Source organism: Streptomyces sp. NPDC041122 (assembly GCF_055592445.1).
Map to the genome: position 1 here is coordinate 292,553 of NZ_JBVIYQ010000002.1, position 11,738 is coordinate 304,290.

Below are 11,738 nucleotides of genomic sequence, written 5' to 3' on the forward strand. Positions count from 1 at the left end.
TCGGAACCTCCGATTCCGATCATTTCGTCACTCTCCGGAGTGGATGGCTTGGCCAAACCGGACCGGTTGTCCACAGATTTCCGGCTTCCCCTGGCTTTTCGCCCGGATGAGTATCACTCTGGGTAGTGGACAGGGGAGTTCGGGCAATCGGGCGGCGCGTGCGCGCGGGATGGAGGGGGCCGGCATGGACGCGATGCGGCTCATCGAGGCGAACCGCCGCGCTCTGGCGAGCAGTCAGGAGCCCGCGGACATCGTCGTGGAGGTCTGGCAGTCGCAGGCTCTCGCGCAGGCGATCGGCGGCCGCCTCGCGGTGGCGGGACCGCCGGAGTTACGGGGGGAGGCGCTGGGCCTGAGCGAGGTCGGCGGCAGGTCCTGCGAGGTGCTGGACGCCCCGCGCCTCGGCACGGAGGAGATACGGGCGGCGCGGCTCACCGAGACCGGTGACGCGCAGCGGGTCCTGGCCGGACTCGACCGGCTCCTGGGAGAGGTCGGCATCGCGCTCGTGGGCGTGGCCATGGGCGCCGACGAGGAGGGGGTGTACTGGCAGTGCATGGAGGCGATCGACGCCGCCGACGAGGCCCGGGACCGGGTGCTGGAGATGCTGCGCAGACTCGCGGTGCGGGAGGGGAGCCTGCCCGGGGCGGACTCGACGGCGGGGCCGTCATGAGGGGGCCGGTGGCGTCAGAAGAGGCCGGGGCCGTCGCCGCCCGGCGGACGGACGCCGGTGACCGAGGAGCCTGCGGTGCTGGTGCTGGTGCTGGTGCTGGTGCTGGTGCTGGTGCTGGTGATGGGTCCGGCCGTGTCCGTGGAGGGCGTCGCGGGGGCGCCCTGGGACGGCGTGTCGGGGGACGTGGACTGCTGCAGATCGGCGTCGAGCCGGGTCAGATCCGCGTTGAGCGCCGCCATCAGCTCCTCCATCTGCTGCAGCAGGCCCTTGGGCGCGCCCTGCTGCGCGGGCGTCGGCGCTCGGTGCGCGGCGGCCTCCGGGTCGGGCTCGGCTTCCTGGGACATCACGGCCTCCTCGGCCCTCGCCCTCCCGGCGGGGGAGAGCAGGTGACGCGGACGACGCACCGGCAGCGGCCGCCGGCGCGGGTGCCGGGCGGTCCGGCTCCGCCCGAGCCAACGATCTCCCGGCGGACGGGGTCACTGGGGGCGGGCGCGGGCCCCCGCCGTGTTGACGGATTTTCACCCGACCGGGGCGGTGCCGGACCGGCGGGACCGGCGGGGTTGACGGGCGTTCGAGCGTGCAGGATGGAGCCATGGATCTTCGAATCTTCACCGAGCCCCAGCAAGGGGCCACCTACGACACCCTGCTCACCGTCGCCAAAGCCACCGAAGACCTCGGCTTCGACGCCTTCTTCCGCTCGGACCACTACCTCCGCATGGGCACGGCCGACGGCCTGCCGGGGCCCACGGACGCATGGATCACGCTGGCCGGCCTCGCCCGCGAGACGAAGCGGATCAGGCTCGGCACCCTGATGACCGCGGGCACGTTCCGGCTGCCGGGTGTCCTCGCGATCCAGGTGGCGCAGGTCGACCAGATGTCGGGCGGCCGGGTCGAACTGGGTCTGGGAGCAGGCTGGTTCGAGGACGAGCACCGGGCGTACGGCATTCCCTTCCCCAAGGAGAAGTTCGGCCGCCTCGAGGAGCAGCTGAAGATCGTCACCGGGCTGTGGTCGACGGAGGTCGGCCAGACCTTCAGCCACGACGGCAAGCACTACCAGCTCACCGATTCCCCGGCGCTGCCCAAGCCCGCCCAGGCGAAGGTGCCGGTCCTGATCGGCGGCCACGGCGCGACCCGCACCCCGCGCCTCGCCGCTCAGTATGCCGACGAGTTCAACATCCCCTTCGCCTCCATCGAGGACAGCGAGCGGCAGTTCGGGAGGGTCCGCGCGGCCGCCGAGCAGGCCGGCCGCCGGGGCGACGACCTGGTGTACTCCAGCGCGCTGGTGGTCTGCGTGGGCAAGGACGACGCGGAGGTGGCGCGGCGTGCCGCGGCCATCGGCCGTGACGTGGACGAGCTGAAGGCCAACGGCCTGGCGGGCTCGCCCGCCGAGGTCGTCGACAAGATCGGGCGGTACGAGGCGATCGGCGCGAGCCGTGTCTACCTCCAGTGCCTGGACCTGGCCGACCTGGACCACCTGGAGCTCATCTCCTCGCAGGTGCAGTCGCAGCTGTCCTAGCCGCACGGGCGACGGCCGCCTCGTACGCGGCCAGGTCTCGTCCGTGACCGGCCCTCGTGCGTGGCCGCCGGGCTCACCCCTCCGGTGCCCGGCGGCCACTTCTCCCGCGGTCCGGTCGGCTACTGGCCGGTCGACCGGCCGAAGAACTCCAGCTCGGCGATGGCCACCTGGCGGTCCTTGCCCGCGCCGTAGGCGGAGCGCAGCACGAGCCGGACATTGACCGCGTCCCGTACGCGCACGTCGACCCGCTGCACGCCGCCGTCGTTGATCCGGCGGTGCATCGTGTGCTGCTTGCCGGAGGAGTCGCTGACCACCAGGTCGAACTCCATGGGCCGGGCCTGCTCGGCCGCCTGCGCGCTGCGCGGTGAAGTGCCGGGCGTGATCAGCAGGTTGAGCAGGTCGGTGGGCTGGTCGAAGTCGGCCTGCACCCACTGGCCCGCCGCGTCGCCGGCGTAGCCGGTGCCCCACCACGTGTTGGAGTAGCCGTCGAAGGCGAGCTCGGCCGCCTGCTTGGGGGCGGCGTGCGACGCGCTGTAGTCGTCGGGGTGGACCGGGACCCGCTTGGCGAAGTGGTCCTGGATCGCCCGCGCGGCCGGGGGCCCGCCGAAGATCCCGCCGACGATCAGGCCCGCCACCACCGCGACGCCCACGGCACGGGCGATCCAGCGGGTGCGGTCCCGGTGCAGCCGCGGCCGCTGACCGGCGTAGGGACCCTCGGCGGCCGGGGCCATGGAGTCCTTGAGGGGGCTCGCGCAGCTGCGGCAGAAGTGCCGGCGGGGCGCGTTGGGCGTCCGGCAGCTCGGGCACGGCGGGCCGCTCTCCGGCTCGGCGGGCACGGCGGCCTGGCGCACGCGCGGCCGGGCCGCCTCGGGCCTGCCCGGCAGCACGCCGCCCGGGGTCTCCGGCGCGGCGGGCTCGGCGGCGTCCGGCACCGGCACGAGCAGGGACCGTATCGCCGTGTCGGACGGCGACGACGAGGAGGGGGCGGGCGAGGGCACGTTGGTGGTGGCGGCCGACGGCGGGGTGGCGGGCGGCTCCTGGGGGCCGCTCGACGGGAGCGGCACGGTGGTGTCCGTGGAGCCCGCCTGGCCCGGGCCCGACGAACCGTGCTGCACACGGGGGTCGGCGGCCGGGGCCGGACGGTTGCCGCCACTGTTGTGGCCGCCGCTGCCGCTGCCGTGGGGCCGGCCCGTGGGAGGTGTCGGGCGTGCGCCGGGCGCCGCGGCGTCGGGGGCGCTCGACGGGCCGACCGGTGTGGCCGGGGTGTCCCAGCGCAGGAAGGCGCCGCAGGAGTCGCAGAAGGACTGGCCGTGCTGGCGGGCCGGGGTGCCGCACTCGGGGCACAGGGGTGTGGTGGCGGGGGAGTTCGACATTCCGTCCATCTCGGGCTGCTCGGGCATTGCTAGGTCCCTTCAGGGGAAGGCGTGGCGGTCACCTCGGCCGTGAAGGGGAGGTGGGCGGGGCGGGCCGCGGCGACGACGGCCCGCAGGCGGTGCGGGTCGACCGTCGCCGGGTCGTGCACGCGCAGGGCCACGTGCAGTCCGGGGCGCGGGGTGCCGGGGAAGGCGCCCAACGGCCGCGCGGACCAGGTCGCGCCGCCGCTCTCGGTGATCTCCGGGCGGATGCCGAAGGCGAGTTCGACGGCGGCGGACAGACCGCGCCGGGTGCCGCGGACCCGGTGCAGGGCGACGGCGGAGGCCACGGCGTGGCGGCGCATCGCCGACGGCTCCGTGCCGTCGAGCTCCGTACCGACCCAGTCCGTCAGCCAGCCGACGAAGTCCTCGGGCGCCAGGGCGGGCGTGAAGTACGCCTCCAGGCAGTCGAGGACCGTGAAGACCGGCGCGAGCACCACGTCCAGGCCCGAGACGAAGCGCAGGATGAAGTCGTCGTCGGCGAAGACGCCGGGCAGCTGTTCCGCGAGCGGATGGGCCGAACCGAGCGTCGCCAACGACCCGCGGCGCGAGCCCGACGACTCCGCCGACGGGCCCGGCTTGCGCAGACCCACCTTCTCGGTGCGCACCCGGTCGGTGCTCGGCCCTTCGGTGCCGGCTGTCATCGTGCCTCGATGACGCGGACGCGGTGGTCGAAGGAGAAGAGCAGGGCGGACGGCGCGAGTTCGATCCGGTCGGTGGCGTCGCCGCGGCGGCCGGTGAGCGGGTCGGCGGGGTGCAGCAGGACCTCGTCGACCAGCTCCACGCCGGGCACCCGCTGGAGCGCCGCGAAGATCTCACCGGCCCGCAGCGGACGGCCGAACGGCCAGCCCTCGCCGTGCGCCCCGCCGGTCAGCGGGTCGAGGTAGGCGTACAGCGCGTCGAGCGCCTCGGCGCGCACCCGCTCGGCCTGCGCGGCGCGGAAGGAGTGCAGCGTGGCGACGACCGTGACGCCCTGGTAGTAGGGCGGTCCGACCGACAGGCGGGTGCCCAGGGGCCGGCGCTCGTCGAGGAAGTCGGTGACGCGGGAGAGGAGTTCCTGTCCCGGCACCAGCTGCTCGAAGCGGAGCCGGCCGCCCCGGTCCGCCACGGCCTGGGGGACGACGAGGACACGGACCGCGTTCTCGCCGACCTCCGCGGACTCCGCGGCCAGACAGTGGATCCGGGCCGTCTCGGGGGCCGCCCTGCGGGCCAGCTCCTCGTAGTCGCGTGCGGTCACCGCCCGTTCCTGCGCGCGCAGCGCGATGGGCGCGCGGACCTTGGCCTCCTGCACGGTCTCGCCGTCCACGCCGCCGCGCGCCGCCTCCCGGTTCTCCACCCGGGCGACGTACGGGATGGAGCTGCGCAGCACCTGGATCGCGCCGCGGGCCACGTTGCCCGCGCGGCCGCCACCGGTGCGGTAGCGGGTCGCGCGGATCGCCGAGCCCTTGGCCGGCACCGCGCCGAACTGCCGCAGTGTGCCGTCCGGTTCGCGCACCGCGGGCCCGAAGGCGATCTCCCCGGTCGTCGCGTCCAGCGTGACGTGCGGGTCGTAGGGGCCGGAGGCAGCGAAGTGCTCCACGACCTGCCAGGCGTGCCAGCCCGAGTCCTCGCCGTCGGAGACCTCCAGGACCAGCGGCGGCCGGTCGGCGACCACCGGCGCCTGGGCGAGCCGGACGCGCTGTCCGGGCACGCCCGTGGAGTCGCCGAGCATCTCGTCGCGCACCACGTCCGCGTGGGCGACGGCGGTGGTGCCGCCGATGGTGAACGCGGCCGCGGAGCGCACGGTCGGCGACGCGCTGTAGAATGGCTGGCCCTTGACGGCCTCGACCACCCGGCAGCGCACCCAGCCCGCGTCCTGCCGCCCGATGCGGGAGACGATGTGTCCGGCCGGGATGTGCAGGACGACCTCGCCGGGACGGTTGAGGCCACCGGTGGAGTCGGAGTCCACCTCGCACTCGGTCCAGCCCTCCGCGGTCCACGCCTCCCACACCAGCGGCGGCTGGCGCGGGTCGACGCCGACGCCGTCCACCCGGCTGTCCAGCTGGAGGACGGCCGCGCAGTGCGGCACCGCGGCGCTGAGCCCGAGGAGCAGGGTGTCGCCGGGGCGCGGCGAGGTCGCGAAGACCGCCACGTCACGGCCGCCGAACACGTCCTGTCCGCAGTCCGACGGGGTGCCGCCCTCCTCCTGGCGCAGCACGGCGTCCAGTTCGCAGGGGATGACGGTCAGGTCGCCCTCCGTCGCGAAGGCCACCGCCTCCTCGGTCTCGGTGCGGCTGGTCGCCACCTCCGTCCCGGCGGGCAGCACCACCGGCTCCGGCTGTGGCGCCGACAGCCAGAAGGTGACATCGGCGCGGGCCGCCGACGGGGGGAAGAGGGTGACGCCGAGCAGGTCCAGGAAGGCCAGGTGGTTCTTCTCCGGCACGCGGTTGAGGCGGTAGACGATCTGGTCCGCCATGTGCGCGACCGCCTCGACGAGGGTGACACCCGGGTCGGAGACGTTGTGATCGGTCCACTCCGGGCAGCGCTGCTGGATGTAGCGCTTGGCGTCGTCGACGAACTGCTGGAAGCGTCGGTCGTCGAGGTGAGGGGCGGGCAGGGCCATCGGACTTCAGACTCCGCTCTCTGATTCCGTGGACGGGATCACATAGAAGGGGAAGACGAGACTGCGCGGATTGTTGGTGCCGCGCACGCTGTAGCTCACGTCGATGAACAGGACGGACGGATCGTCGGGCGCCGGGCTGACCTCGACGTCGAGGACGTCGATGCGCGGCTCCCAGCGGTCCAGCGAGGACCGCACCTCGTACCGGATGCGGCCCGCCGTCGCCTCGTTGACCGGCGCGAACACCATGTCGTGGACGGCGCAGCCGAATTCGGGCCGCATCGGCCGCTCGCCCGGCGCGGTGGCGAGCACGAGCCGGATCGACTCCTCGATCTCCCGCTCGCGCCGGGCCAGCGCGATGCCGCCGCCCGCGTCCGTGCGCAGCGGGAACGTCCAGCCCGCGCCGACGAACTGCTCACTCATCTCCGGTGACCCCCTTGAGGCACATGTCGCTCCACTCCCTCAAGTCCGCTAGAACGGGATGCCGTTGCGCAGGACGGCGGGTGCTGTCAGCGCGACCGTGGCCGGCGAGGTGATGGCCGCCGCGGCGCCCGCGTTGACCGCGACCGCGCCGGCCGCGGTGACGGAGACGGCGCCGACCGCGTTGACGGCGACCGCGCCGGCCGACTTGAGGCTGACGGCGCCGGTCGCGTTGATGTCCGCCATGGCGCCCGCCGCGACCCCGAACTTGGCGCCGGCCTTGATGTCGACCGCGCCGCCCGCGCTCATCGTCAGCGAACCGCCCGCGGTCAGCGACAGGTTGCCGCCCGCCCGGATGCTGACGTTGCGCGTCCCGGAGATGGACACCGAGCCGTCGCTGCGGATCGTCACGCTGGTGCGCGTCTCGTCCATGTGGACGGTGAGCCGGCCGTTGCCGGTCTGCAGCCGGATCCCGCTCTTCATCCGGGACTTGGCGTCCACGAGTTCCATGGTGTGGCCGCTGCGTGAGGAGATGGACCGCCAGTTGACCCGGCCGCTCGTCGGGTCGATCGGCTGCAGCCCGTCGGTGCTGGGCGTCGGCTTGTCCCTGCCGTTGTACAGCCCGGCCAGGACGTACGGGTGCTCCAGCGAGCCCCGGTCGAAGGCGACGAGCACCTCGTCCCCCACCTCCGGCATCATCAGCCCGCCCCCGCGTACGCCGCCCATCTGGGCGATCCGGCACCAGTCGCTCTCATAGGTGTCCGAGAGCCAGGGGAAGCGCAGCTTGACCCGGTTCAGCTTCAGCGGGTCCTTGGCGTTGCTGACCAGCGCCATGGCGACGCCCGGCATCGGCGGCGCGGCGTCCGCGCCGCCGGAGGCGAGACCGTACAGCGAACGGAACTGCCGTCCCGACACGGTCAGCCAGGTCATGAACTGCCGCCCGGACTCGAAGAGATGGCGGACGCCGGTCGCCGTGTACTTGCCCTCGAAGGGGAACCCGGCGCCCTTCAGCGCCACCGGTTGCCCCGGCCGCAGATCGGGGTTGCCGGTGACCGCGACCTCGACCTCCGCGAAGGATCCCGCCACGTCGTCGGCCAACGCCTTGGCCGCGTGCGTCACCTGGGCCTGGGTGGTGTACGGCGTGCGGGTCTCCGTCAGCTCGGCCTTGCCGAACGGCTTGGAGAGCTGCGCGGGGGTGATGTCGGCGACGATGTCCTTGCTGGTGACGGCCGGCGACTGGGCGGACAGGGCGCGCTTGGCCCGCATGTCCCAGCCGCGCACCCCGGCCTTGGCGACCTGCCCGGCGGCGGTCACCGCGACCCGGCTGTGCAGCGCGTTGTGCCCGAACTCCAGCACGTACGGGCTCTGCGCGGCCGGCGTGGAGTCGGCCGGCGCGCCCGCGGCGGGCTTGAGCTTGGCGAAGCAGAGCTTGCCCTTCTCGTCGAACGACAGATGGGTGTCGTTCTCCTGGGCGAGCCGGGAGAGGAAGTCCCAGTCGGTGATGCCGGGCTGGGTGGCCAGTTCGTAGACCGTCGGCGTCGACTCGATCCTGCCGAGCTGGAGGCTGTTCAGGGAGGCGACGCGGCGCACGATGTCGGAGGCCGTCATGTTCTTGTAGCCCTGCACACGGCGGTTGCGCAGCAGCCGGTGACCGGGGTCGTAGCCGCGGACGACCAGCGACTTGCCGCCCCCGTCGGCGTCCACCTCCAGGGCGGTCACCTCGCCGGTGAGCATCGGCTTGCCGCGCACTCCGTCGGTGAACGGCGAGAGCACCGCCTTGGCGCCCACCTTGATCTGGGGGAACTTCTCCAGGATGTCCCCGCCGGTGTCGGCGAAGGTCAGCTGGAAGGCGGACGGCACGTTGACGCTGGAGTCCACCCAGCCCTCGACGAGCAGCATGGCGAGCTTGTCGGGCAGGACGGACCCGCCGATCTCGGCGTGCAGGACGCTCGTGTACGTCTTCTCGGTCATGCGGACTCCACGTGCGCGGTGGCGGGGACGGGGTGGGCCTCGTCGGCGGCGGGCAGCAGCAGCTCGGTGCCGGGTCTCAGCCGCATCGGGTCGTCGATCTCGTTGGCCTCGGCGATCAGCCGCCAGCGGGTCGCGTCGCCGTACTCCTGCCAGGCCAGCGACGCCAGCGAGTCACCGGCGACGGTGCGGTGCACGCGGCGGGCGGAGAGGGCGCCGGAGGTCGGGTTCTGCCCCTTGGTGGGCATCGCCACCTCGGTCAGCGACAGCGAGCAGGTGGCGCGGATCGGCTCGCCGGTCGGGTTGAACAGGGTGTACGTGGCGCTGACGTTGGTCACGTACGCGACGAACTGCACGGTGTTGAACGACCCCCAGGAGAACCGCACCCAGGGCGGCGAGGGCCGCTTGGAGGTGAGGCTCTGCGGTGTCACCTCGCAGCAGGAGAGCAGCAGCTCCACCTGCTTTTGCACCTTCCCCGAGTTGGGGGTGCCGGAGGAGTCGAGGAAGACCTCGAGCTGGAGGGTGGCGGGGGCGGCGCCGGTGAACTTGGGCGGCGCGCCGCGGGTGTAGGCGACGGCGTGCTGCGTGCGCCACTCGGCCGAGCGGCCCATCTGCAGCTGCGTCGGGTTGAACTGGAACTCCACCTCGCCGATCCGCCCGCCCATGGACCCGCCGAGGTCGGTCGGTGGCTGGTGGATGGCGAGCGCGGCACGCACCAGGCTCGCACCGGCGCGGCCGCCGGTCGGGGCGGCCATCTCAGGCACCTCCCGCGTCGGTGAAGCCGTGGTGCGCGATCTCCAGGGTCTCCGTCGCCACGGCCGGGCTGTCCGGACTGAGACTCGGCCCCTGCCAGCGCACCGGAAGCACCTCCACCAGACCCCACTGCGCGACGATGGAACCGTCCGCGCGCAGGGCCGCGATCTGTGCGGTGGGCCGCGTGATCCCGGTCGCGATGGACGAGATCCAGGACGCCACGCGCGAGGTGTCCTTGGTCAGCGGCCGGGTGAGCCGGATGGTCGAGAAGGTGACGCGGGTGGGCAGCTGCCAGACGAATCCGTTGTTGCCGCCCTCCTGCCGCTGCTCGACCTCCACCTCGGAGGCCAGGCCCTCGCAGCCGTTGAACAGGCCGAGGTCCTGGCCGTCGATGGTGAGCTTGAAGAAGACGGTCGAGCCTGGGTCCAGGGGCGAGGGCATGGGATGACTTCCTGGGTTCTTGGGCGGTGGCGGTGGCGGTGGCGGTGGCGTCGGATGCGGTCGGGGTCGGTGTCGGGGGCGGCTCAGCGGCCGTGGTCGCGGAGCCGCCCGATCCGCTCACGGTCGCTGCGGAGCTCCGCGCGGAGCAGCCGCGACAGGGGCGCCAGCAGTCGCCGGGCCAGGTCGTCGAGGTCGGCGGGGGTCGACTCCGGGGCGGCCGCCGAGTCGGCGGTGGCCTGCGGGGCGGTGGTCTGCGCGGCCGGGGCTGAGGTCTTGGCGGCGGTGCCCGGCGCGGTCCCGGATCCACCGCCGCTGCGGGCGACGGTGACGGGCTGCTTCTGCGGCGCGGGAGCGGGCGCGGGTGCGGGCGCCGGGGGCGCGGGGGCGGCTGCCGCTGTCCGCTGGACGGGGGCGGCCGGGGCGGTACGGCGTACGGGTACGGGAGCCGGCGTGGCGGCCTGCGTGCGGCGGGCCGCCGGACCGGCCGGCTGCGCGAGCGGCACGACGACCGGCGCGGCCGAGGCGGAGGCGGCGCGCGCGGACCGCTGCAGGGGTACGGGTGCGGGGGCGGCCGCCGGAACGCTGCCCGGGGCGGGCGCCGGGGTGGCCGCCGAGGGACGCCCCTGCGGGGCGGGTGTGGCGGGGGCGGGAGCGGTGGCGGACCCGGGTGCCGGTGAGCCCGTCGCCGGGCCGGGCACGGAGAGTCCCCGGGAAGGGGCGAGGGGGCGCGGATGCGTGGCTCCAGGGGCGGCGGGCCGGTAACTGCCGGGTGCGATACGGCGGTTGACCGGGACGACGGGGAGCGGCTGCGGGTGCGCCTGCGTCGGTGGCTGCTTCTGCGGCTCGGGTGTGGGGGCCGGGGTGGGCGTAGGGGCCTCGACGGGCTCGGGTGCGGGAACGGGTGTCGCGGCGGGAGCGGGGGCGGGGGCGGGCGTGCCGCCGGCCGCCTTCTGTACGGGGGTGATGGGCGCGCCGATCGGCGTACGGCGCGGCCGGCCCTGCGGCGCCGGGACGGGCGGAACCGCGGGGGAGGGCGGGTCCACGGGCTGGCTCAGGGGCTGGCTCACCGGCCGGCCGAGGCCCGTGCGGGGGGCGCCGGCCGAGGTCGGGCCGTTGTCCTGCGCGCGCCGGACCCTGCGGACGTGAGGCCGTCGCTGTACGGGTTGAACGGGGGAATCCGGCCGTACAGCGGCGGAGTCGGGGGCCGCGGAGGCGGTGGGAGTCCCCGGGCCGGCGGGGGAAGCCGACCCGGGGACGTCGGTGGGCCGGCCGCCGCTTGTGCCGGCGTCCGGCGCGGGGGCGGCGGTGGCGGTGGAGGCGGGAGTGGCCGTGGCGTCGGGTGCGGGGGTGGTACGGGGGGTTGTCCCGACGGGGAAGAGTTTCCGCTGCGGCACGACGGCCGGGACCGCCGACACGAGCGGGGACCGGGCCGTCCGCGACCGCTGGACCACGGGCACGGCGGACTGCGCTCCCGGAGCGGGCGCCGCGGGTGAGCGGTCGCCCGGGGCGCCCTGTGACGGCTGCCCGGCGGGGGGTTGAACCTCCGTACCGGTGAGCGGAGTTGAGGCTCCGGTCAAGGGCTTGGTCGCGGACGCGTCCGTACGGTTGCCGGGGGCGGCGGATGCCGCCGAGTCACCACCGCGCGCGGCTCGCGAGGCCGCGCGCTGTACGGGCCGGTCGCTCCCCGGAGCGGAAGCCGGAGAGGGAGAGGGCGCGGTGGAGCCTGACGGCGGGCCACCGGAGGGCCGCGTGCCGGACGGCGCCGTGGCGGCGCGCTGAACGGCGGGGCCTGACGGTGCGGTACCGGCCGACGGGGCGTCGGATCGCGCGTCTCGGGACCGACCGGTCGTGGGGCCGGTGGGTGTGGTGCCGGTCGGGGAGGTGCTGGTGCGCTGAACCGCCGGTCCTGTGGGGGTCGCGCCCTTGGGTGAGGCGTGGGGTGCGGAGTCGTTGGAGGGCCGG

11 protein-coding genes are annotated in these 11,738 nt (G+C 74.5%); 2 read left to right on the top strand and 9 right to left on the bottom strand.

What is annotated here, in order from left to right:
- The first annotated feature begins 184 nt into the window (after positions 1-184).
- A complete protein-coding gene (locus ACZ6B8_RS07610; protein ID WP_471077108.1) occupies positions 185-667 on the top strand; it encodes a DUF6099 family protein in 483 nt (160 codons plus the stop codon).
- 14 nt (positions 668-681) lie between these two features.
- Here ACZ6B8_RS07610 and ACZ6B8_RS07615 read toward each other — a convergent pair whose 3' ends face one another.
- Positions 682-1,011, bottom strand: a complete 330-nt coding sequence (locus tag ACZ6B8_RS07615; protein ID WP_471606601.1) for a hypothetical protein — start codon at positions 1,009-1,011, stop codon at positions 682-684.
- Positions 1,012-1,259: 248 nt separating this feature from the next.
- Between ACZ6B8_RS07615 and ACZ6B8_RS07620 the strand changes: the two genes are divergently transcribed.
- Entirely contained in the window at positions 1,260-2,183 is a 924-nt protein-coding gene (locus tag ACZ6B8_RS07620) for an LLM class F420-dependent oxidoreductase (protein WP_471077111.1), read from the top strand.
- A gap of 119 nt (positions 2,184-2,302) precedes the next feature.
- On the opposite strand, the gene ACZ6B8_RS07625 is transcribed toward ACZ6B8_RS07620, so the two are convergent.
- From ACZ6B8_RS07625 to ACZ6B8_RS07660, 8 genes are all read right to left on the bottom strand, one after another.
- Positions 2,303-3,583, bottom strand: coding sequence for a discoidin domain-containing protein (locus tag ACZ6B8_RS07625; RefSeq protein WP_471606602.1), 1,281 nt, complete (start codon positions 3,581-3,583; stop codon positions 2,303-2,305).
- Between the two features lie 2 nt (positions 3,584-3,585).
- Positions 3,586-4,239 carry a phage tail protein gene (locus ACZ6B8_RS07630; RefSeq protein ID WP_471077116.1) on the bottom strand — a complete coding sequence of 218 codons (654 nt, stop codon included), beginning with the start codon at positions 4,237-4,239 and terminating at the stop codon, positions 3,586-3,588.
- Positions 4,236-6,197, bottom strand: coding sequence for a putative baseplate assembly protein (locus tag ACZ6B8_RS07635; protein WP_471606603.1), 1,962 nt, complete (start codon positions 6,195-6,197; stop codon positions 4,236-4,238). The genes ACZ6B8_RS07630 and ACZ6B8_RS07635 overlap by 4 nt, the downstream gene beginning before the upstream one ends.
- A 6-nt stretch (positions 6,198-6,203) precedes the next feature.
- Positions 6,204-6,617 carry a GPW/gp25 family protein gene (locus tag ACZ6B8_RS07640; protein ID WP_355804739.1) on the bottom strand — a complete coding sequence of 138 codons (414 nt, stop codon included), beginning with the start codon at positions 6,615-6,617 and terminating at the stop codon, positions 6,204-6,206.
- 48 nt (positions 6,618-6,665) lie between these two features.
- Entirely contained in the window at positions 6,666-8,585 is a 1,920-nt protein-coding gene (locus tag ACZ6B8_RS07645; RefSeq protein WP_471077121.1) for a VgrG-related protein, read from the bottom strand.
- Positions 8,582-9,337: a CIS tube protein gene (locus ACZ6B8_RS07650; protein ID WP_469252214.1), complete on the bottom strand. Its 756-nt coding sequence runs from the start codon at positions 9,335-9,337 to the stop codon at positions 8,582-8,584. The genes ACZ6B8_RS07645 and ACZ6B8_RS07650 overlap by 4 nt, the downstream gene beginning before the upstream one ends.
- Position 9,338: 1 nt before the next feature.
- Complete coding sequence (locus tag ACZ6B8_RS07655) at positions 9,339-9,776, bottom strand: phage tail protein (protein WP_355804748.1); 438 nt, start codon at positions 9,774-9,776, stop codon at positions 9,339-9,341.
- 83 nt (positions 9,777-9,859) lie between these two features.
- Positions 9,860-10,843 carry a hypothetical protein gene (locus ACZ6B8_RS07660; protein WP_471606604.1) on the bottom strand — a complete coding sequence of 328 codons (984 nt, stop codon included), beginning with the start codon at positions 10,841-10,843 and terminating at the stop codon, positions 9,860-9,862.
- Between the last annotated feature and the right edge of the window lie 895 nt (positions 10,844-11,738).

Excerpts from the sequence above, each read along its gene's own strand:
- ACZ6B8_RS07655 (WP_355804748.1), bottom strand. The coding sequence starts at position 9,776 with ATGCCCTCGCCCCTGGACCCAGGCTCGACCGTCTTCTTCAAGCTCACC.
- ACZ6B8_RS07615 (WP_471606601.1), bottom strand. The coding sequence starts at position 1,011 with ATGTCCCAGGAAGCCGAGCCCGACCCGGAGGCCGCCGCGCACCGAGCG.
- ACZ6B8_RS07645 (WP_471077121.1), bottom strand. The coding sequence starts at position 8,585 with ATGACCGAGAAGACGTACACGAGCGTCCTGCACGCCGAGATCGGCGGG.
- ACZ6B8_RS07650 (WP_469252214.1), bottom strand. The coding sequence starts at position 9,337 with ATGGCCGCCCCGACCGGCGGCCGCGCCGGTGCGAGCCTGGTGCGTGCC.
- ACZ6B8_RS07610 (WP_471077108.1), top strand. The coding sequence starts at position 185 with ATGGACGCGATGCGGCTCATCGAGGCGAACCGCCGCGCTCTGGCGAGC.
- ACZ6B8_RS07630 (WP_471077116.1), bottom strand. The coding sequence starts at position 4,239 with ATGACAGCCGGCACCGAAGGGCCGAGCACCGACCGGGTGCGCACCGAG.
- ACZ6B8_RS07640 (WP_355804739.1), bottom strand. The coding sequence starts at position 6,617 with ATGAGTGAGCAGTTCGTCGGCGCGGGCTGGACGTTCCCGCTGCGCACG.
- ACZ6B8_RS07635 (WP_471606603.1), bottom strand. The coding sequence starts at position 6,197 with ATGGCCCTGCCCGCCCCTCACCTCGACGACCGACGCTTCCAGCAGTTC.
- ACZ6B8_RS07625 (WP_471606602.1), bottom strand. The coding sequence starts at position 3,583 with ATGCCCGAGCAGCCCGAGATGGACGGAATGTCGAACTCCCCCGCCACC.
- ACZ6B8_RS07620 (WP_471077111.1), top strand. The coding sequence starts at position 1,260 with ATGGATCTTCGAATCTTCACCGAGCCCCAGCAAGGGGCCACCTACGAC.